The following is a 20,390-nucleotide window of genomic DNA, read 5'->3' as shown; positions in this document are numbered from 1 at the left end:
AATAGTGATTAAGGGTCAATTTTAACGCAACGCATTCCACAAAATTTCAATCGGATGAAGGGCTTTTTTGCCCGTACCGTCTTTGATTTGGTGACGGCAACTGGTGCCTGGTGCGGCGATAAGCACATCGTCGGGCTGTTGTCGAACCGTAGGGAAAAGCACCAATTCGCCTACTTGCATCGAAAGTTCGTAATGTTCTGTTTCATATCCAAATGACCCCGCCATTCCGCAGCACCCCGACGGAATCAGCTGTACCTGATAGTTTTGCGGCAATGACAACATTTTCTTCGTAGGAGTCAGCGAACCAAGGGCTTTTTGGTGACAGTGTCCGTGTAGTTTTATGAGCTGACGGTCTTCCGTAAATTGGTTACTACGGATGTTTTTGGCGTCGATTTCGCGAGCGATAAATTCATCAAACAACAGGGCATTTTGGGCTAGTTTTTGTGCCTCTTCGCGAAGCGAGGCAGGTACCAAGTCGAGGTATTCGTCGCGGAAGGTCAACAAAGCCGAAGGTTCGATACCCACCAACGGCGTCTCGCTCGAAATCAAGTCTTTCAGCAACGTTACGTTTTGAATGGCTATCTTTTTGGCTTCTTTGACCAATCCCTTAGAGAGGTACGTTCGTCCGCTTTCGAGGTGATTAGGAATGGTTACTTCGTATCCTAATTTCTCCAAAAGCTGAATGGCTTTTTGCCCAATTTCAACGTCATTAAAATTCGTAAACTCATCGCAAAAAAGATAAACCTGCCCCTTGCTCTTTGCCTCTTGCCCTTTGCTCTTTGCCCACTGCTTCAACGTCGTGCTACTCAGCATCGGCATGGTGCGGTCGGGGTGAAAACCGACGATGCGGTTGGCTATTTTGCGTAAACTTTCGGTACCAAAAACGGCGTTGTACGCCCATGGGACGAGGCTCGCGAGCTTCATCTGTTGCGTAAAGTTGGCAATCAAACGCGCACGAAACGGAACGCCATTTTTGTCATAATAGCTTTGCAAGAACTCGGCCTTCATTTTGGCAATGTCCACGCTCGACGGGCATTCTGACTTACAGCCTTTGCACGACAAGCACAAATCAAGAATTTCTTTGGTTTCTTCGGCGCTGGTAGGCGTAGGCACGGCCTCGGTATAAAAGTGACGAAGCATATTGGCGCGGGCGCGGGTAGTGTCGCGTTCGCGGCGACTGGCCATATAGCTAGGGCACATCGTACCGCCCGTGATTTGGGTTTTGCGGCAATCGCCCGAACCGCTGCATTTTTCGGCCAACCGAAGAATGCTTTCTTGGTGACTAAAATCAAAAACGGTTTCGGTTTTGGGCGCAACTTGGTCGGGTTGGTAGCGCAGAAATTCGTTCATGGGCGGCGTATCCACGATTTTACCACGGTTAAATACGCCGTTCGGGTCAAAAATGGCTTTCACTTTTCTAAACAGCTCATACACCTGCTCGCCCATCATAAAAGGAATAAACTCGCCGCGTAGACGTCCGTCGCCGTGCTCACCCGAGAGCGAGCCGTTGTATTTTTTGAGCAATACGGCCGTATCGGCCAAAATCGCCCGAAACGTAGCTTTTCCTTCGGAAGTTTTTAAGTTTACCATTGGCTCTACGTGCAACTCACCCGCACCCGCGTGCGCATAGTATGAGGCATGAACCCCGTGTTTTTGAAGCACTTCACCAAGGTCCTGAATGTAATCGGGGAGGTCTTCTACCGCCACCGCACAGTCTTCAATGAGGTTCACGGGCTGGGTGTCGCCAGGGAGGTTTCGGATAAGACCCAAACCTGCTTTACGAACATCCCACGCTTTTTTTGATTCGTCGCCAAACAAAAGCGGGTAAGCATAGCCCAAATTGGCGGCTTTTAGCTCAGCCACCAAGCGGCTCGCCATGGCTTCTACTTCGGGGCGGGTCGCAGCGCCAAATTCCACCATGAGCATGGCCGCGGGGTCGCCTTCGATGAAAAAGCGGTTGTGGCGGTATTCGTTGTGGCCTTTGGTAAAATCCATGATGTATTTATCGACCAGCTCCGACGCCAATGGCTGATGACGCATGGCGAGGCCGTTGGCCAGCAACGACTCGTGCAGCGACGTGCAATGAATGCACAACAAACCCAACTCAGCAGGCGGCAGCGGCAATAAATTCAATTTGGCTTCGGTCACAAAACAGAGCGTTCCTTCCGAGCCTGCAATGAGTCGGCACAGGTTAAAGGCTTCCGTTCCTCCAAAAGGCGCGGTATCCAGCAGGGCGTCGAGGGCGTAGCCTGTGTTGCGTCGAGTGACGGTTTTCTTGGGAAAATTTTTATGAATTTCTTCTTGGTACGAAGGCGTTGAAAGTAGCGCAAAAATCTCGTTGTCGATTTTTTGCCTCAAATCACCTTCGGTATTTTTTGGTGAATTAGCTTTTGAAACTTCGGGGCCAAAGTGAACTTCGCTACCGTCGGAAAGCAGGGCTTTTACTTCCAACAAATGGTCGCGGGTGGTGCCCCAACTGATGGAATGAAGCCCGCAGGAATTGTTGCCAATCATTCCGCCCACCATCGCGCGGCTCGCCGTGGACGTTTCGGGGCCAAACATCAAACCGTAAGGTCTCAAAAAGGCGTTGAGGTCGTCGCGAATAACGCCAGGCTGAACCCGAACCCAACGTTCTTGTGGGTTGACTTCCAGAATTTTATCAAAATATTTAGAAATATCGACGACAATGCCATTGCCCACCACTTGCCCCGCGAGCGATGTACCCGCGGCCCTTGGAATCAGCGTCAGTTGGTGGCGGGTAGCAAACGCAATCAATTGTTGAATGTCCTTACTACTGCGTGGCAAGGCCACGGCCAAGGGCATTTCTTGGTAAACCGAAGCGTCGGTGGCGTACAGTTTACGAATCGCTTGGTGGGGTGTGGTGGTATCAAAATACAATTCTCCCTCAAAATCAGAGGTGAGTTGTTCAAAAGGAAGTTGGGTAGTGGAAACGTAAAACATCAGACATGAATGGTTTGTGCAAATGTAGTTTAAAATCAGATTGGGCGTACCTTTGCAGCGAAACGGTAATTTATGAAACTATGCCTGCTACGTATTATGAAGCGCGCTTGACGCTCAATCCTGATTTTAACGAAATCGTCATGGCCGAATTAGGCCAAATTGGCTACGAGTCGTTTGTCGAAACCGACGAAGGGCTTTTGGCCTATATTGTAGAAGAACAATTTGACGCTGCCCAACTTCAGCAATTGGTTGATGACTACCAGTCGATGACGCCGATTGCAGTAGAATATCAACAACTCGAACCCAAAAACTGGAACGAAGAATGGGAGAAAAACTACCAGCCGATTGAAGTGGCAGGGAAAATTCGCGTGCGTGCGTCGTATCACGAACCGAATCCTGCGTTTCAGTACGAAATTGTAATTGACCCCAAAATGTCTTTTGGAACGGGGCACCACGAAACTACCACGTTGGTCATGGAACAACAACTTTCGCTAGACCACCAAGGAAAATCGTTGCTCGACGTAGGAAGTGGCACGGGTATTTTGGCGATTTTGGGGGAAATGCTGGGCGCGACTAAACTCACCGCATTCGACATCGAAGAATGGGCGTACCTCAACGCCGTCGAAAACGCTGAGATGAACGGCTGTAAACACATGACCGTTTTTCAAGGAACCATCGAAGACTGTCCACACGATACCTATGACATTGTATTGGCTAATATCAACCGCAATATTTTGCTTCGTGAAATACCTATCTATGAAACGTTTTTGAAAGCGGGTGGTACGATGATGGTGAGCGGTTTTTACGAGTTTGATATTGAAGATATTACGCAAAAAGCTGAGGAGGTTGGACTAAAGTTGGTAGCTCAAAAAACGCTCAACCAATGGGCCACTTTACGTTTTGAAAAACCATGAAAGTAAGCATTTTAGGCTGTGGCTGGCTGGGCTTGCCTTTGGCCAAAAAACTCATAGAACAAGGACAGGTAGTAAGAGGCTCAACAACCCGTGCCGAAAAACTGAGCGAACTGCGTCAGGCAGGGATTGAACCGCTTTGGCTGCAATTGTCGCCCGAACCGAAAGGAATAGGCTGGGATTATTTGTTGGATACCGAAGTATTGGTCGTCAATATTCCGCCGCGATTGGCGCATACGGGGGCGGCCTTTCATCCTGCCCAAATCGAGCACCTGGCTAATTTGCTGAAAAATAGCTCGGTGCAGCGCGTGATTTACGTAAGTTCAACGTCGGTCTATGCCGATGACAATCGGACGGCGGTAGAAGACGACGTAACAACGCCCGAGCAATCGGCAGCACCTGCCTTGGTCGAAGCCGAGCGTATCATTCAGGAGGTAGGAAAAACGTGGCTAGTGCTTCGTTGCGGTGGCTTGATGGGCTACGAGCGTATTCCTGCAAAATACGTATCGGGTAAAAAAAATCTGACAACTGGGCATTTACCCGTCAATTACCTTCATCGCGACGACGCCATTGGAATCATTGAAACGTTTTTATCTTTACCTAACGAAGCATGGAATCAAACCTATAATGTGGTCGCGCCCCAACATCCCACTCGTCGCGAGGTTTATTTAGGGAGTTGTGAACCGTTTGGGTATATTCCTCCAACGTTTGAGGATGATATTTCAGCGCCTTACAAATTGATTTCGTCGGAGCGTCTGCAAACGACCCTTTCCTATTCGTTTTTGTACCCCAACCCTTTAGATTTTTATTACGCACTCTAGAAGGACTCTTACTTTTAGGTAGGTAGATATACCAAAAAAAGCGCCATCGAAAGTGGCGCTTTTTTTGGTAAACAGGGGTGATTTTGTTTAATATATTGCTTCTAATATTAAACAGACATTAGAATTTTTGATTTTGTTTAACTTTTTTTTCTATAAATTAAACAGAATCAAAAATTGTACTTTTTTGTGCTAAAACCCTTTTATTAGGTATTTTGAAAGCTATTTTTTTGGAAAAAAGGTATTATAAAAGACATTAAAATTTGATGCTTAGAATAAAATTAGTAGGATTTTGTTCTATAATTTCTAAAATAGGTTTGGTATTGTAAAATGTTATTGTTTAACTTTGCTTCATAAAGATTAAACAAATATTCAACAATCCAAAGACCATGACCGCCATAGAATTCACCTACAACATCTCAAAGGTTTCAAAATCACTGAAACCATTTGCAATGCGCCTCACCAAAGACCATGATGATGCCAATGATTTGCTTCAAGATACCTTGCTGAAGGCGTTTACCAACCGAGAAAAATATGCCGATGGAACTAACCTCAAAGCGTGGCTCTATACGATTATGAAAAATACCTTCATCACCAATTATCAGCGCATGGTGAGAAAAAACACTTTCATCGACGAATCGGAAAATTTGCATTACATTAATTCGCTTGAAAATAGTACCAATAACGATGCACCTTCAACGTTTATAATGAATGACATCAATCGTGCTGTCGATTCATTAGAAGAGTCGTTCCGTACGCCGTTTATGATGCACTACCGAGGGTTCAAATACCACGAAATTGCGGAGCGCCTTCATATTCCGATTGGAACAGTCAAAAACAGGATTCACATTGCCCGAAAAGAATTGAAAGACAAATTGTACGTGTACGAACACGCATTTTAGGGGAGAATAGACAGATTTGGGCAGTTGGCCGTTTAAAGACAGCTTTTCGCTTGTCTTTAGAACGATTTGGCGAAGATTTTATGTTATAAAAAGCGCAGTGAGTGAATTAAGCTGCAATAAATAGATTTTGACAACTCTCCAATAAATATAAACCAAAAAGACGAAAAAAGGAGAGTAAAAAGATATAGAGGTTTGTTTTTTAAGGAAACATCAAAAATTTTAATTTTTGGTTAAAAAAGAGGAAGGTTCCGAAAAGTTGGCTAGTTTCTGGCCAACTTTTTTTTATACGAAGTTCACCTCTGTATGTAACCGAATACCAAATTGCTCTTCGACTGAGTTCTGAATTTTGTAGGCAAGTTGCTGTATATCAGCGCCTTTTCCTCCACCATAGTTGACCAGTACGAGCGCTTGTCGGGTATGGACTCCAATGCTGCCAAAACGCTTTCCTTTCCAACCGTTTTGTTCAATTAACCATCCCGCGGGCACTTTCACGGTAGTGTCGTTGATGATATAGCCTGGAATGGCTGGGTATTGGATTTTAAGTGCTTCGTACTGCGAAGCAGGGATTTCGGGGTTTTTGAAAAAACTACCCGCGTTTCCGATTTCGGCGGGGTCGGGGAGTTTGCTACGTCTAATTTTGATGACGGCCTCACTTATTGCCCGAATGCTCAATTCTTTCACGCCCATTTGTGTAAGGGTCGTTTGGATGTCGCCGTACGACACCTGAAAAGTGGGCTGTTTGGCCAGCTTAAACTGAACACTGCTGATGATATATTGGCCTTTGGCTTCGTTTTTAAACACACTATCGCGGTAGCCAAAACGGCAATCAGCATTGGTAAAAATGTGCTTCTCGCCCGTAGATAATTGTACTGCTTCGAGGCGGTCGAAGGTGTCTTTGATTTCGACACCGTACGCGCCAATATTTTGCATGGGAGCAGCTCCGACGGTACCAGGTATCAAAGATAAATTTTCGAGGCCAGCCCAGCCTTTTTCGACGCAGTGCATGACAAAACCGTGCCAGCTTTCACCAGCACCCGCCCGTACCCAGACGTGTTCTTGGTCTTCTTTCACAACTTGAATGCCTTTGAGATTGATTTTGACCGCCAACCCATTGAAGTCTTGCGTGAGGAGAAGGTTACTGCCCCCGCCCAAAATAAGCATTGGGGACGTGTGTGCATCGGGAAGTTGAAGGAGTGTCTGAATGTCTTCTTCGTTTTCTACTTCTACCAAGTAGCGTGCGGTGGCATCGATACCGAAGGTATTATACGACTTGAGTGAAACGTTGCTTTGAATGGTAAGCATTATGGGTGAGTGGTTCCTTGGACAAATAACGTAAAAAAGGTGGTTTTTAACAAGGTTTTACCAACGATGCCATATAAAACCCGTCGAATCCGTCGCGGGCGGGAGAGGTGCGCGTTTCGGTTTCAAGCGTCCATTGTTGGCCTTGCTCTTTCAAAAAGCGCTGTACCTGATTTTCGCTTTCGGAGGGTAAAATGCTGCAAGTAGCATAAACTAATTTGCCGCCAGGTTTGACCATTTGGGAGTAATGACTCAGAATGTCGTACTGAGTTTGGCGAATTTGCGCCAAAAATTCGGGCATAATCTTCCATTTAGAATCTGGATTTCGTCGAAGCACTCCCAAACCCGAACAAGGCACATCTAACAAAACGCGATCGGCAGTTTCGCGGAGACGCTTGATGGTTTTGGCTTCTATGAGGCGCGTTTCTACGTTGCTTACCCCATTGCGACGTGCGCGGCGGCGAAGTTCGTCTAGTTTCCAGTTCTCTACGTCCATGGCAATCAATCGCCCTTGGTTTTGCATCAAGGCTGCCAAATGCAGGGTTTTTCCGCCCGCGCCTGCGCAAGCATCAATGACGCGCATTCCAGGTTGTACGTCGAGCGTGGGGGCAATTACCTGCGAACCCGCGTCTTGAACCTCAAAAAAACCGTTTTTAAATGCTTCGGTTTGGAAAACATTTTTCTTCTCTGTCAATGCCAATGCAGATGGTAACGAAGGAAGTGGATTCGTTTGGATGCCATCTTTAGCCAACTCCTTTTGAAGTGCTTCACGGTTGGTTTTGAGGGTATTGACGCGTAAAACAACGGGGGCCGTTTGATTGAGCGCGTGCAGCTCATCATCCCACTTCTCTCCTAATTCCGAAGCTCCTACTTCGTCGAGCCAATCAGGAATGGATTCGCGTACTTTTCGGATTTTCTTGGCTTCTTCGTAGGCTTGACGAATACGCTGCGGCTGAATGTGGTCAAATTCGGTCCAGGCGGGAAGTTCGTTGCCTTTGAGTGTCTGCCAAATGGCAAAAATATCGCTGTAAGCGGGTCGTTCTTCTTGACTTACAAATAATAACAACCGCCACCAGCGGACGATTTCGTAGGTATTTTCGGCAATAAAACCGCGGTCGCGGGCACCCCACTTGCGGTTTGACTTGAGAACTTGTTCAATGACTTTATCGGCTTGACGGCCTTTTTCAAAAATTTCGCCGAGCGAAAAAACAATCGCTTCGACCAACACACGGTGGTATCTCATTCGGGGAAGATGGACAAATATTCCTCAAAAGTACAAGGAATTCCGCGAATGTCGAAGGTAGAGTGCAGAGTGTCGAATAATTCTGCCTAGGGGTGCTCATCACCAGAGTATTTACAGAAGTAAGAATTTCAGGAGATACACCATGCCCAGTGCGACCAGTCCCATCAGGGTAGAGGCTGGCGAGAAGAGGCGCAAGGTTTGTGAAACACTCAGATTCCCAAAGCGAGAAATGACCCAGAAGTAAGAATCGTTGGCGTGTGAAGTCACCATTGAGCCCGCCCCCGTAGCAAGTAGGGCTAATAAAGTGCCTGTTTCGGAAGCAAAACCTAATGAATCTAACAAAGGCGCAATTAATGAAGCTGTAGAAACAACGGCAACCGTCGAAGACCCTTGGGCAGTTTTGAAAATAGCGGCTAATCCAAACGGTATAAGCAGACCCCAGCCACCCGAAGCAATGGCTGAACCATAGACTTTTCCAAGTTCAAGCCCTTTGATGATTTCTCCAAAAGCTCCTCCCGCCGCCGTTACAATCAAAATTGGTCCTGCTTTGGTAATGGCATCGTCGAAAAGGGCGTTGAGTTGGTCATTTCGTAAAGGACGAAACAAAGGAAGGGTCAGTATTAATCCAACAATAAGGGCAGGAATAGGCTCACCCAAAAATTTGACCATTGTAAGCAAAACGGGAGGTAAAGCTTCGGGGCTAAGCAACACGACCGATTTGAGCGAAATAAGGGCAATGGGGACGATAATCGGTAGGAAAGAAAGCAATGGCGACGGTAGATTTTCGGTTGGGATTGCGGCTGTAGGTAAGGTATCTTTATCGTTGGTTTCAAGGATGGGAGTTGGTTGGGAAAGGCTGTACAGATATCCTACAGTGGCAGCGGGTAATGCGACCACTACGCCTAATAACATGGCTTTTCCCAAATCGACATTTAACACACCAGCAGCGGCAGTAATGCCAGGGTGAGGCGGTACCAAGCAATGCACCGCATAAAGCGAAGTTGCCAAACAGCCTATCAGCGATATGCGCTTTTGGGGCAATTGAAGCCCCAACGAAACGACAAGCCCGCTCAAGACGACAAAGCCTGAGTCGCAAAAAATCGGTAGTCCAATCAAAAATCCAATGATACTCACGGCCAACGGTGCGTAACGTTCGCCTGTTTTAGCCAAAACAAAATGAGCAAGACTGAGGGTCGCGTTGGTTTTATCTAAAATAACGCCCAGCGTAGCACCCAAAATAATGAGTAAACCTATTTTTTCAAGTGTACCTCCAAAGCCAGTTTTGAGGGCTTTGAGCACATTTTCTCCGTCCATGCCTGCGGCAAATCCTACACCCATTGCTACGAGTACCAGCACAAAAAAGGTGTTGAACTTGTACCGTGAGCTTAAAATGATGATGGCTAAAATACTGATAAACAGTAGAACGCTGACGAAGAAAGGACTAAGCATTGTGAACAGAGGTTAGTACATTATCATTGAAACTCAGCTAGACCCTTTTTTTACTTAATAACTTTCAAACCAAGCAAATTTTTCATGAATTAGGTTTTGTTTCTCTTGGGTCACGTAGTCTAAGTACGCTTGAGCAACGGGCGAAAGTTTTTTGTCTTTCAACCAAATCAACGTCCAAGTAGAAGTAATGGGAAAACCTTCGACAGGAATAATGTGCAGTTGATGATTGACCAGTTCGTTTTTGATGCCAATCAGTGGCATGATTGAATACCCAAGCCCCGCAATGACGGCCTGTTTGACGGCTTCGTTGGAGGTCAATTCCATTTTTTTGCGGACGGGAAGGTTATTTTGAAGAATAAATCTTTCCATTACGTGCCGCGTCCCTGACCCTTGTTCTCGGTAAATAAGCGGAATATTTTCAAAAATAGATTTGTCATATAGTGTGTCTTTGTACTGAGTTTCAGTATTTCCTACCAGAAACAGCTTGTTTTGCATGAGCTCAATTTTTTCAATTTTCAGGGTCTCTGGCAAGACACTTACCCACGAAAAATCAACTTCGTTTTTTTCAAGACTCGTTACTACTTGGACTTTATTTGTTACGTCCATTTGAAGTTCAATACCAGGGTGTTGCCTGATAAAATCGGCAATGAAGTAAGGGGCGATGTACTTGCCCGTCGAGACCACCGAAAACTTGAGTTTACCCGTAAGTTGGCCTTTATGGGCGTGCATTTTATAATTGATGGCATACACTTCGGCCAAAATCTTGTCGGCAGCTTCGGCGATTTCTTGGCCAAAATCAGTGACATAAATTTTTTTGTTGAGCACTTCAATTAATGGAATATCAAACTGCTCTTGGAAGTTTTTGAGCTGAATCGAAACCGCAGGCTGCGTCAAATGCAGCTCTTCAGCAGCTTTGGTAATGCTGCGTGTTTGTGCCACTTTGAGGAATATTCGTAATTGGTTAAGCGTATAATTCATAAAAAATATTTATGATAACTATTGTAAAGTTAAATAAAAATTTATAAATACAACTACAGACCTTTGCACCGTCAATCAAAAACAAATCCATTAATGAAAAGAATTACGGTAGCAAAGGGCGACGGCATCGGTCCCGAAATCATGGATGCCACTCTTTCCATTATCAAAGCCGCAGGGGCGCAAATTGAAGTAGATGAAATCGAGGTGGGTGAAAAAGTGTATTTAGCAGGTAATACCTCAGGGATTGCCAAAGAATCGTGGGATATTATCCGCCGCAACAAAGTGTTCTTGAAAGCCCCCATCACGACTCCCCAAGGTGGTGGTTACAAAAGTTTGAACGTAACCACGCGTAAGTTTTTGGGTTTGTATGCCAACATCCGTCCGTGCATTAGTTTACACCCTTTTGTGAAGACAAAACACCCGCAAATGGACATCGTGATTGTGCGCGAAAACGAAGAAGATTTGTACGCAGGTATCGAACACCAACAAACCGACGAGGTGGTGCAATGTTTGAAACTGATTAGCCGCCCAGGCTGCGAAAAAATCGTTCGCTATGCGTTTGAGTACGCCAAAAATTACGGCCGTAAAAAAGTGACGTGTTTTACCAAAGACAACATCATGAAACAAACCGACGGACTGTTTCACCAAGTCTTTGATGAAATTGCCAAAGAATATCCTACCATCGAAAACGAGCACTGGATTATTGACATTGGAGCCGCTAAAATGGCGGATACACCCGAAGCCTTTGACGTCATTGTGATGCCAAATTTGTACGGTGACGTGCTTAGCGACGTAGCAGCTCAGATTGCGGGGTCGGTAGGTTTGGCGGGTTCGGCCAATATCGGCGAAGAGTGTGCTATGTTTGAGGCGATTCACGGTTCAGCTCCTCGTAGAGCAGGCCAAAATATGGCCAACCCGTCGGGTTTATTGCAAGGAGCGGTGCTGATGCTTAACCACCTTGGCCAAACCGACGTAGCCGAAAAAGTACAAAATGCTTGGCTCAAAACCATCGAAGAAGGCATCCATACCTACGATATTTACAAGGAAGGGGTTAGCAAGCAGAAAGTAGGGACGAAGGAGTTTGCTGAGGCAGTTATCAAAAATCTGGGTGAAAAACCGAGTCAACTGAACGCGGTAAGTTACTCGGCAGACACTTCGTTTAACTTGCCAAAATACCAACGCAAAGCGCCCAAGAAAAAAGAACTGCTAGGGGTCGATTTGTTTGTGCATTGGGACGGAGAAAGTGCCGATGAGTTGGCAGCGATGGTGCAGAAAATCAATACCTCAGATGCTGCATTGAGCATGATTACCAACCGTGGTATCAAAGTATGGCCAGAAGGTTTTCCCGAAACATTCTGCACGGACCACTGGCGTTGCCGCTTTAAACCTGTCGGAACAACCGAGTTAGATAAGCAACAAATCGTAGGGTTGTTGGAGGCCGCAAGTGAGCACAACATCGACATCATCAAGACCGAAAATTTGTACGCTTTTGATGGCATACCTGCTTTTTCATTGGGACAAGGACAATAACTTTCTGAAAAGATGAATATACAACTTTTGAATGGTCATTTTTCGTCCTCGGAGGCAATCGACCTCTTGGCGCAGTTTGTACAGGTGAAAGTGCGGTTTCACGAAAATAAAATTGAAAAAAGCCAAAATGAAGAAGATATAAAAATGCGCGAAAAGCGCATCAAACAACTTCAGCAGGATTTTTTTGAAGCCAAACAACAGCTCTTGAAGCAACCAACTACTGGGCTGAATGCAGAGATAAAAATCAACTAACCTACACTGTACTTTGAGAGAAGTACCATTACCCAAAGGGTTGTTCCAGCGATTGGGACAACCCACCTTCATCAACAACTAAATGCTATGAATTCCATTTTTTCAAATCAGTTATTTTTGGTATGTCCTTTCTGCCAAATGGAAGGGTTCATTCGTAAGCATTTTGGCAACGTATTTTTTCTAACCTCACCCGCTTCGGTGTTTGATTTTGAGGATGATGCGTATTTGAAAGAGGTAAAAAAAACGATTTACAACGAAAATATTCAGGACATTTACTTGGTAGGAGACGTTTCTTGTCAGTTTGTGAGAAATGCCTTGATTTCTAGAGAGTTAGGTTTTTGCGCTTGTGAGCAATTTATTGGTGAACTACGTTCAGAAACTGATACTCCAGTGTCTTTGACCGAGAAATTGCTGAAGAAACAGCTGTATGAACTAAGTGCTGAACGTATATTCGGTAGCGAACTAGAAAAAGGAGAACTACAATTACACGCATTGATGACTTCCAAGGCGGAGAATTTGATTTCTCCCGTGTATTGTGAGTTCTTACAACGAATGCAGCTAGGTATTGAAAAAAAAGCTAACGGCACGCGCCTTGAACACGTGCCGTCTTTGGAGTTAATTCTCTAATTTATACCATTTTACATTACGCAATGCTTCGCGTCGCGAGTAGGCGCTTTGGCTAGGTGCGTAGTGTTTGGCTAGGTAATCGAGGACGGTCTTTTCTGATTCCCCCAAATCCCACAATTTATGATTGCGCTGCATCCAGCGAATCTTGCTCAACCACTCGTCGCGGGTAAAACGGTGTTGAAGAATGAGTTTTGGGGAATGACAACTCGTACATTGCGCCTTCACAATCATGAAGTTAGGGTCGAGGGCCAATCCTGTTTCTTTATCGACACTGTCGGCAACGGCGGCGGTCAGCGTCGCTGACGGATGGGCGGACGGTTCGCGGCGAATGGCCGCCAAACAAAATGCCACCGCAGCCGCACAGAGAAATATGATGTTCGTTTTCATTGGTATATCGGGTTAAACGACTTTGACAGCAATACGGTGACAAGCGTTGTTGAGGTAACCGCCAGGGTTCCACGCAGGAATCACCATCGGCTGCGATACCCCCTGCGAATCTACAGCGCGTACCCACACTTCGTAGTACCCTTTTTGAGGAAACTGAATTTGAGCGCCCCACTGCTGCCACGCCAAACGATTTTTGGGGGCTTGAAGCGTGGTTTTTTGCCAAGTGGCTCCGTAGTCAATGGACGTAAACACTTCTTTGACGGCTAAATCTCCCGCCCAAGCATGGCCGCGAAGAGATAGCGACTTCCCAACGTCAATCATTGCGCCCGTTTTGGGGTAAGTAATCAGCGATTTGACGGGCATTGACTCAATGATGCGGAAATTCTCGGGCGTTTCGGCTAGTTTTTCTCCTGGCATTACGGCTTGGCGCGGTACTCGGTAGCTGTGTCCGTCCATTTTGGCACCGTCGTGTTCTTTGTTGCGTACTGCAATGGTATGGAGCCATTTGCCCGACACCGACGCAGGCCAGCCTCCTACTACAAGGCGCAGCGGAAAACCGTGCATGAGCGGTAACTCTTTACCGTTGAGATTCCACGCAATGAGGGTTTCGTCTTCCAAGGCTTTCTTGATAGGAACCCCGCGCGAAATCACTACTTTGCTCGGGTCGCGGCTTGGGTGGAGGTCTTTGCCATAATACCCAATGTAAACGGCATCGTCTTTGAGACCCACGTCGTTCAAAATATCTTTGAGGCGAACCCCCGTCCACTCGGCACAGCTCACCGCACCTTGGTCCCACTGATTTCCAGAAGTTTGAGGAACATAACCCGAACGACCATTACCACCACATTCCAACACCAGCTGGTAGGTGTAAGTTTTAAACTTGGCCTTTAAATCGCTGATTTTGTAGGTTTTGGTTTGCTTGACCGATTCGCCTTTGATGGTGAGTGTCCAAGTCGAAGGGTCTATTTTGTCCTCGGGAACAAGGCCGTTGTTACGAATAAACATCCGTTCGACGGGCGTAATGGCATCGTCCAACAAATGAGGCGGGGTTTCGACATTCCACGGTTTGTCACTCAAGACAACCATGTCGGGATGTTTCCCCGCCAATCCTTCGTCGAAAACCAATGGAACGTGGTGGGGAGGCATGTTTTTGGCAAAAACAATCTCCGTTCCCACCATGCCCGCAAGGGTAGTGAGGGCACTTTTCTTGAGAAAACCTCGGCGATTGTGAATGTGTGAGTTCATAGAGAAATCGAAATAGGTTAGATGGATACGTTGTTATTTTTTAGGGTATTCACGAAAGGCAAACCGCATAAATGACTCTGACATCGGTTCAGGTTGACCTTGGAGGTGAATGAGCCAAAACTTTCGTAATAATTGTAATTCGTTGATTTTGATTGTTTTCAACTGGCCTGTTGTTAGTTCTTTTTGGATAGAACGAATGGACAAAAAAGCCATGCAGTTTGAATGTTCCAAAAATGATTTAATGCTTTCAGTACCCCCCAAGTGCATCACAATTTGAAGCGATGACAGTTTGAGGTTGTGCTCTTTGAGGGCGCTTTCAATCACTTCCAATGTCCCTGAACCTCGTTCACGCAGTACCAGTGGAATTTTTACCAACTCTTGTACTGAAATCTCGTTGAGGGTCGCTAACTTACTTTTAACATGCACCACCGCTACGAGCTCATCGTCCATAAAATCAACGTATTTAATACCCGATTGGTGCTTTTTACCTTCCACTACCCCCAAGTCAATGTGGTGAGAAAGTACGGCATTTTCAATCATTTCGGTGTTGCCGTTGAGCAAAGAAAGCTCCACTTGCGGGAATTTTTCGTAATACTTGGCCAAAAGGGGCGCAATCAAATACTGACCTATGGTCGTACTCGCCCCAAGCCGAAGAACGCCGTTGTGCTTGTCTTGCAGTGTCCCTAGTTCGAACGCGGCTTCTTGGTACAAATGCAAAATCTGCGACGAATAGCGTTTCAAAATTTCGCCCGCTTCGGTCAATACGACCGAATTGCCTTTGCGCTCAAAAAGGCGTGTGCCGTACTGCTGTTCGAGTTCTCGAATGTGCTTGGTGACGGCGGGTTGAGAAACAAACAATTCGCTTGCGGCCTTGGTAAAGCTAAGGTGTTGGGCTACACTACAGAAAACTCGTAATCGAAAATCGGACACAGTGCTTATAAATTCGGTTGATATACAAAGTAAATAGAATTGTGAAAATAATGTCCTAAATGTCTAACTTTACGCTTTGAGATTTTGAAAAAAAGCGACAAACCAAGATGTCACAAAAAAAAATAAAAGCGGTTTTTGAAGAAATGGGTAAGGTAGTGGTAGGGCAAGAAACCCTCATCAACCGCCTTTTAGTGGGGCTTTTTACGGGAGGCCATATTTTGTTGGAAGGAGTGCCTGGGTTGGCCAAAACGCTGACAGTGAATACCTTAGCTCGTGTGCTAAGCCTCGATTTTCAACGCATCCAATTTACGCCCGACTTGTTGCCTGCGGACATCGTCGGGACAATGATTTACAGACCCAAATTGGGTGATTACGAAGTAAAAAAAGGGCCGATTTTTGCCAACTTGATTTTGGCCGATGAGGTCAACCGTTCGCCTGCTAAAGTGCAGTCAGCGTTGCTCGAAGCCATGCAAGAAAAACAAGTAACCATTGGAGAAGAAACGTTCCAATTGGATCAGCCGTTTTTTGTGTTGGCGACCCAAAACCCCGTAGAACAAGAAGGTACGTATCCGCTTCCCGAGGCGCAATTAGACCGTTTTATGATGAAGGTGTTTGTGGATTATCCTACCAAGCCGCAAGAATTGGAGGTCATGCGTCGGATGTCGAACTTGGATTATAATTACGAGCCTAAGCCTATTTTGTCGAAAAAAGACATTGCTCAAATCCGTCAGGAAATCAACCAAATTACGTTGTCCGAAACCCTCGAAAATTACATTGTAGAGTTGGTGTTTGCCACGCGCCGCCCGTTGGATTATGCCCTTCGCGAAGAAGCACGTTATATTCAGTTTGGGGTGTCGCCGCGTGGAACTATCAAACTCAATCTCGCTGCCAAAGCCTTGGCTTACATGGACGGGCGCGACTACGTACTGCCCGAAGACATCAAAGAAGTAGCTCCCGACGTGTTCAACCACCGTATCATGCTCAACTACGAAGCCGAAGCCGACGGCATCACGACCCGTTTTGTGATTGATTCTATCCTTCGGAAAGTGGCGATTGGGCGGTAGTGCGTTTGTGTTTCCATCGTTTGTGGCTCCAGAGCCAACTCGCAGGTTCTTGGCGGATGTCGGCTTCGAGCCACTTCATCATTTTCTCGGTGATTTCTCCGTAGGCCGTTTCGCGTGGAGTATCGGTGAGTAATTCAAAATTGGCGAAGTAATAACCGCGCTTCTGGGCGTGAATGTGCCCAAAAATAACGGGAAGGTCGTATTCTTTGGCGTATTTTTCGGTGCCAAATAGAATGGGGGTATCTTGGTTTAAAAACTGCATCCAGTAGGCGCTCTCTGGGTTGGACGGCGATTGATCCATGGCAAAGGCCGCCGCCACGGGCTGTCCGACCACTTGCTCCCCAAACTGCGATTTGATTTCGTAAATCGATGCTAAGTTTAATCCCAATTTGCTACGGCTCTGCTTGATTTTTTCGTCAAAAAAACGATTGTTCAATGGCCGATACAGTGCCATTACTTTGTGTTTTACGAGTGGGTCGATGCCCGTCACGAGCCATTCGTAATTGTGGCAGTGCCCTGCGGCTATGATAATACTTTTGCCTTGTTTTGCATAATGGTCGAGCAGGTCTAAGCCCGTAAACGAAACGCGCTGCATAAACTCCGCACGGGTCATGCTAAATGCCTTAACCGTCTCTATGATAAGTGTACACAAATGAGTGTAAAAGTCGCGGGCAATTTGCTGTACTTCTGCTTCTGATTTTTCGGGGAAAGAGTTGCGAATATTTTCCACAACTACTTGTTTGCGGTAACCCACGACGTTGAAAAAAAGCCAGCTTAGGCCATCAGCAATGGAATATAAAACGCCAAACGGAAGGCGAGAGATGGGAATGAGTAGAAAGTAGTAGAAGAAAGCTGATAAATAATACATTCGATTGGCACCGTTAAAGACAGCTCTGGAAGGTTTCAAAAACCTTCCAGAGCTAATAATGTCTATTTTTGCGAGCCACTACCAAGCTGCGAAGCCTTCTGAGAAGAAATAGGGCTAAGTCCTTGACGGATTCCCTTTTCGACCATCGGAAGGCCCTCCGACATCCACTCGGGAGCAGGTGCATCTTTGAGGTAGTGATCAAAATATTGGTACAAACGTACGGCAAAATCTTTCATATTTTGTCGTTTTGTCAATCCGTGTTTTTCTCCGTTGTAATTAAGCATCCAAACGGGCTTGTTGAGGCGCTTGAGTGCCATGTAAAACTCGATCCCTTGGTACCAAGGCACGGCGCCGTCATCGTCGTTGTGCATCATCAACACAGGTGTTGCGATTTTGGGGGCGTGGAAAAGCGGCGAGTTTTCGAGGTATTGCATGGGCTTTTCCCAAAGTGTGCCACCAATGCGGCTTTGGGTACGCTCGTACTGCGCTTGGCGCGACATCCCTGAATCCCAGCGAATTCCGCCATAGGCACTCGTCATGTTTGAGACGGGAGCGCCTGCTTCGGCCGCTCTGAACAAATTGGTTTGGGTCACAAGGTAAGCCGTTTGGTAGCCGCCCCAGCTGTGGCCTGAGATACCAATTTTGTCTTTATCCACAAACCCTTTGTCAATCATACTCAACACGCCAGGCACGATGCAATTGTACGCACTTTGGCCAGGGTAACCGTCTTTATAGACAATATCAGGTACAAAAACCACGTACCCATTGCTGGTAAAGTACGAGAAGTTGATGTACGAACGAATCGGGCGAGGGGCGTAGTGGGTATGGATATTTTCGGAATTTTTCTCGTAGAAATACGTCATCATTGGGTATTTCTTGGTTGGGTCAAAATTCTCAGGTTTGTAAAGTAATCCTTGCAATGGCGTACCATCACCCGCGCGCCAATTGACGATTTCGACGCTTCCCCACCAGTAGTTGGCTTGTTGGGCATTGGCTTCGGTAACGCGTTTTACGTTTTTGAAACTCAAATCTGTTGCGTACCAATCGGGATATTCTTTGAACGTTTCTTTGGTGAAAAGAACGCGGTCGGCGTCTTTGGCCTTCAACACGGCCATTCCCACTTTAAAATCGCCTTCGTACAAACGTTGGATAGTACTGCCTGTTAGCTGACTGAAACCTTCTTGGCGAGTAGTTTCGTTGACCGTACGCAACAAAAGCGGCTTGCCAAGGTCGATGTTGCGCTCTTCGGCATCCAACCGTACGTAGCGATACTGGTTTTTGGCCGCGCGTCCATCGGTTAATTTTACGAGCGACGTAGGCTTTTTAGGGTCAATTTGCCAAATATCAAAACGGTCATATATCAACAAATACTGGTCGTTTTTAGTCCAGCCCGCTATGCCGTACGGATTGGGGAAATCGGGGTGATCATCTTCTTCGTCGGCGTATTTAACGGTTTTATTATTGGTCAACTGAATGGTTTGATTGGCCGCAATGTCGTGCGCAAACCAAGCGGTGTCAGGGTTAGAAAACCAGTACAAATACTTACCTTCTGGCGAGGTACGAGTACTCCCTTCTATCTTTTCTTTAGCCATTTTTTTAGAACCATCGCGCAAGCTAATGATATAGGCATCCTCTACGGGATTCCAATCCCAGTGCTGGTGCGAGTAGCGACGGTCGGATTTACCAACGGCAAAATCAGCATTACCTTCGTTGACAAGTGTAACATCAGGAACTTCTAACGTACCCAACTGCGTCAATTTTAGGTCGTTGAGGTGAGCAACTGCTAAATACGACTGTTTTTTGTCGCGTTCGAGGCTCACTTTTTGTTGGGTTTGAAGGCGTTCGTCTTGCCAATGCCATACTTCTACGTTGACAATTTCTTCGGTAAGCAAGGTGGTGTCTTGTACGATGGGCTTGGGGTTGGTACCAAAAAACAACTTAGAACCATCTTTGGCAAAACGAGGGGTGTATTCGCCACTCACGAGCCATCCTTGCGCCGCAGGTTGGTTTGCCTCATCGGCGAGGCGAGCGGCAGTAGCTTGACCCGCTTTCCAGTAGAATAATTTGGGCAAACGAATTTGGGCTTTGCTGTTGGTATCCAAATCAGCAATGAAAGCCAATTGTTCGCCATTTTCGTCAAAAGAAAGCTTTTTAAACTTGTGTTTTGAATGCCCTTCATAGACCTGTTGGAGTTGGTTAGAAGCAGTTTCAAAGACATAAACCCCCGCTTTGGTAGAATCACTGCCTGAGGTTGCAAATGCCAAACGTTTGCCGTTTTTGCTTACTTCATAATCGGTCACGAACCCGAAAGCTCGTTCGGTATTGGTTTTAAGCATACGCATCACCAAGCGGTAACCATTTTCGTCCGATTCGCGTTTGGCGCGTCTTGTGGGGGCTTTTTTGGTGGTGTCAGGCTTTACTTTGGGGCTTTCGCCTAGGTACGCAACCCACTCGCTGCCTTTTTCGGGTAATTTAAACGACTGAATGGCAGGAAATTTGCTGAGTTTTTTGGTCGAAAGTGCATAGATTCCCAGCGAATCCTTTGGCATTTCGTCCTTTTTCTTTTTTGCCCGTTTGGCCGCTTTGGTCGCGCTCAATTGGGGCTTGATTTTAAAAACGGCAATTTCCGAATCGTTGGAAAAACGCAATTCGCCGCCTCGTGCCACCGAGTCGATTTGGTTGGTGACAAAATTTTGAAAAATGACTTTCCCGTCGCCTTCTTGCGGGTTGAGGGCATAGCCAAACCATTGCCCATTGTTGCTGACGACGCGCTCAGGGATGTCTTTCCAAAAGTCGTACACATCGTGAGTAAGGGCTTTTTTTTCAATCGGCGCGGGGGGCGGCGTTGTTTTTTTGGGTTTCTTTTGGGCGAATAATGACGAACTGATTATTCCGCAAAAGAGAAGAAGTAAATACTTTCTCATAC

17 protein-coding genes are annotated in these 20,390 nt (G+C 46.2%); 7 read left to right on the top strand and 10 right to left on the bottom strand.

The genetic code is table 11. The features are described from left to right. Nucleotides 1-21: 21 nt before the first annotated feature. Nucleotides 22-2,961 (bottom strand): FAD-binding and (Fe-S)-binding domain-containing protein, encoded by a 2,940-nt coding sequence (locus tag DTQ70_RS19675; protein ID WP_122932391.1) that lies wholly within the window; start codon nt 2,959-2,961, stop codon nt 22-24. An 80-nt stretch (nt 2,962-3,041) separates the two neighbouring features. Here DTQ70_RS19675 and prmA point away from each other — a divergent pair, with 80 nt between their 5' ends. The 3 genes from prmA to DTQ70_RS19660 all read left to right on the top strand — a co-directional run bounded on the left by prmA (nt 3,042) and on the right by DTQ70_RS19660 (nt 5,592). Further along, nucleotides 3,042-3,875: a 50S ribosomal protein L11 methyltransferase gene (prmA, locus tag DTQ70_RS19670; protein WP_122934484.1), complete on the top strand. Its 834-nt coding sequence runs from the start codon at nt 3,042-3,044 to the stop codon at nt 3,873-3,875. Beyond that, nucleotides 3,872-4,693: an NAD(P)H-binding protein gene (locus tag DTQ70_RS19665; RefSeq protein ID WP_122932390.1), complete on the top strand. Its 822-nt coding sequence runs from the start codon at nt 3,872-3,874 to the stop codon at nt 4,691-4,693. The genes prmA and DTQ70_RS19665 overlap by 4 nt, the downstream gene beginning before the upstream one ends. Nucleotides 4,694-5,079: 386 nt before the next feature. Next, on the top strand, nt 5,080-5,592 hold the full coding sequence (locus tag DTQ70_RS19660) for an RNA polymerase sigma factor (protein ID WP_122932389.1): 513 nt from the start codon (nt 5,080-5,082) through the stop codon (nt 5,590-5,592). Nucleotides 5,593-5,874: 282 nt separating this feature from the next. On the opposite strand, the gene murB is transcribed toward DTQ70_RS19660, so the two are convergent. The 4 genes from murB to DTQ70_RS19640 all read right to left on the bottom strand — a co-directional run bounded on the left by murB (nt 5,875) and on the right by DTQ70_RS19640 (nt 10,561). Next, nucleotides 5,875-6,894 carry a UDP-N-acetylmuramate dehydrogenase gene (murB, locus tag DTQ70_RS19655; protein WP_122932388.1) on the bottom strand — a complete coding sequence of 340 codons (1,020 nt, stop codon included), beginning with the start codon at nt 6,892-6,894 and terminating at the stop codon, nt 5,875-5,877. Between the two features lie 46 nt (nt 6,895-6,940). Continuing rightward, nucleotides 6,941-8,134: an RsmB/NOP family class I SAM-dependent RNA methyltransferase gene (locus DTQ70_RS19650; protein WP_122932387.1), complete on the bottom strand. Its 1,194-nt coding sequence runs from the start codon at nt 8,132-8,134 to the stop codon at nt 6,941-6,943. A 111-nt stretch (nt 8,135-8,245) separates the two neighbouring features. Beyond that, nucleotides 8,246-9,583 carry a GntP family permease gene (locus DTQ70_RS19645; RefSeq protein ID WP_122932386.1) on the bottom strand — a complete coding sequence of 446 codons (1,338 nt, stop codon included), beginning with the start codon at nt 9,581-9,583 and terminating at the stop codon, nt 8,246-8,248. Between the two features lie 54 nt (nt 9,584-9,637). Next, the gene (locus DTQ70_RS19640; protein WP_122932385.1) at nt 9,638-10,561 is read right to left on the bottom strand and encodes a LysR family transcriptional regulator; all 924 of its coding nucleotides are present in this window, start codon (nt 10,559-10,561) and stop codon (nt 9,638-9,640) included. Between the two features lie 93 nt (nt 10,562-10,654). Between DTQ70_RS19640 and DTQ70_RS19635 the strand changes: the two genes are divergently transcribed. The 3 genes from DTQ70_RS19635 (at nt 10,655) to DTQ70_RS19625 (ending at nt 12,970) form a co-directional block, all read left to right on the top strand. Further along, the gene (locus DTQ70_RS19635) at nt 10,655-12,091 is read left to right on the top strand and encodes an NADP-dependent isocitrate dehydrogenase (RefSeq protein ID WP_122932384.1); all 1,437 of its coding nucleotides are present in this window, start codon (nt 10,655-10,657) and stop codon (nt 12,089-12,091) included. Between the two features lie 12 nt (nt 12,092-12,103). Further along, entirely contained in the window at nt 12,104-12,343 is a 240-nt protein-coding gene (locus DTQ70_RS19630) for a hypothetical protein (RefSeq protein WP_122932383.1), read from the top strand. Nucleotides 12,344-12,430: 87 nt separating this feature from the next. Then, nucleotides 12,431-12,970: a hypothetical protein gene (locus tag DTQ70_RS19625; protein ID WP_164490121.1), complete on the top strand. Its 540-nt coding sequence runs from the start codon at nt 12,431-12,433 to the stop codon at nt 12,968-12,970. Here DTQ70_RS19625 and DTQ70_RS19620 read toward each other — a convergent pair. Genes DTQ70_RS19620 through DTQ70_RS19610 form a run of 3 tightly spaced genes read right to left on the bottom strand, consistent with a single transcriptional unit; the run spans nt 12,959 to nt 15,532 of the window. After that, entirely contained in the window at nt 12,959-13,357 is a 399-nt protein-coding gene (locus DTQ70_RS19620; RefSeq protein WP_122932381.1) for a hypothetical protein, read from the bottom strand. The two genes, DTQ70_RS19625 and DTQ70_RS19620, sit on opposite strands and share 12 nt — an antisense overlap. 12 nt (nt 13,358-13,369) lie before the next feature. Continuing rightward, nucleotides 13,370-14,602, bottom strand: coding sequence for a sulfite oxidase (locus DTQ70_RS19615; protein ID WP_122932380.1), 1,233 nt, complete (start codon nt 14,600-14,602; stop codon nt 13,370-13,372). A 33-nt stretch (nt 14,603-14,635) separates the two neighbouring features. Beyond that, the gene (locus DTQ70_RS19610) at nt 14,636-15,532 is read right to left on the bottom strand and encodes a LysR family transcriptional regulator (protein WP_122932379.1); all 897 of its coding nucleotides are present in this window, start codon (nt 15,530-15,532) and stop codon (nt 14,636-14,638) included. 107 nt (nt 15,533-15,639) lie between these two features. Between DTQ70_RS19610 and DTQ70_RS19605 the strand changes: the two genes are divergently transcribed. Continuing rightward, complete coding sequence (locus tag DTQ70_RS19605; protein ID WP_028524066.1) at nt 15,640-16,596, top strand: MoxR family ATPase; 957 nt, start codon at nt 15,640-15,642, stop codon at nt 16,594-16,596. On the opposite strand, the gene DTQ70_RS19600 is transcribed toward DTQ70_RS19605, so the two are convergent. Continuing rightward, nucleotides 16,565-17,464, bottom strand: a complete 900-nt coding sequence (locus DTQ70_RS19600; RefSeq protein WP_122932378.1) for a lysophospholipid acyltransferase family protein — start codon at nt 17,462-17,464, stop codon at nt 16,565-16,567. The two genes, DTQ70_RS19605 and DTQ70_RS19600, sit on opposite strands and share 32 nt — an antisense overlap. Nucleotides 17,465-17,526: 62 nt before the next feature. Next, nucleotides 17,527-20,388, bottom strand: a complete 2,862-nt coding sequence (locus DTQ70_RS19595; RefSeq protein ID WP_122932377.1) for a S9 family peptidase — start codon at nt 20,386-20,388, stop codon at nt 17,527-17,529. Nucleotides 20,389-20,390: the final 2 nt, after the last annotated feature.

Origin of the sequence: Runella sp. SP2 (genome assembly GCF_003711225.1) — a bacterium.
Classification (GTDB): Bacteria; Bacteroidota; Bacteroidia; order Cytophagales; family Spirosomataceae; genus Runella.
The sequence above is the reverse complement of the archived record's forward strand: the minus strand, read 5'-3'. Positions and strand labels throughout refer to the sequence as shown.

Coding starts and splice junctions, on each gene's coding strand:
- DTQ70_RS19675 (WP_122932391.1), bottom strand. CDS start 2,961: ATGTTTTACGTTTCCACTACCCAACTTCCTTTTGAACAACTCACCTCT.
- prmA (WP_122934484.1), top strand. CDS start 3,042: ATGCCTGCTACGTATTATGAAGCGCGCTTGACGCTCAATCCTGATTTT.
- DTQ70_RS19665 (WP_122932390.1), top strand. CDS start 3,872: ATGAAAGTAAGCATTTTAGGCTGTGGCTGGCTGGGCTTGCCTTTGGCC.
- DTQ70_RS19660 (WP_122932389.1), top strand. CDS start 5,080: ATGACCGCCATAGAATTCACCTACAACATCTCAAAGGTTTCAAAATCA.
- murB (WP_122932388.1), bottom strand. CDS start 6,894: ATGCTTACCATTCAAAGCAACGTTTCACTCAAGTCGTATAATACCTTC.
- DTQ70_RS19650 (WP_122932387.1), bottom strand. CDS start 8,134: ATGAGATACCACCGTGTGTTGGTCGAAGCGATTGTTTTTTCGCTCGGC.
- DTQ70_RS19645 (WP_122932386.1), bottom strand. CDS start 9,583: ATGCTTAGTCCTTTCTTCGTCAGCGTTCTACTGTTTATCAGTATTTTA.
- DTQ70_RS19640 (WP_122932385.1), bottom strand. CDS start 10,561: ATGAATTATACGCTTAACCAATTACGAATATTCCTCAAAGTGGCACAA.
- DTQ70_RS19635 (WP_122932384.1), top strand. CDS start 10,655: ATGAAAAGAATTACGGTAGCAAAGGGCGACGGCATCGGTCCCGAAATC.
- DTQ70_RS19630 (WP_122932383.1), top strand. CDS start 12,104: ATGAATATACAACTTTTGAATGGTCATTTTTCGTCCTCGGAGGCAATC.
- DTQ70_RS19625 (WP_164490121.1), top strand. CDS start 12,431: ATGAATTCCATTTTTTCAAATCAGTTATTTTTGGTATGTCCTTTCTGC.
- DTQ70_RS19620 (WP_122932381.1), bottom strand. CDS start 13,357: ATGAAAACGAACATCATATTTCTCTGTGCGGCTGCGGTGGCATTTTGT.
- DTQ70_RS19615 (WP_122932380.1), bottom strand. CDS start 14,602: ATGAACTCACACATTCACAATCGCCGAGGTTTTCTCAAGAAAAGTGCC.
- DTQ70_RS19605 (WP_028524066.1), top strand. CDS start 15,640: ATGTCACAAAAAAAAATAAAAGCGGTTTTTGAAGAAATGGGTAAGGTA.
- DTQ70_RS19600 (WP_122932378.1), bottom strand. CDS start 17,464: ATGTATTATTTATCAGCTTTCTTCTACTACTTTCTACTCATTCCCATC.
- DTQ70_RS19595 (WP_122932377.1), bottom strand. CDS start 20,388: ATGAGAAAGTATTTACTTCTTCTCTTTTGCGGAATAATCAGTTCGTCA.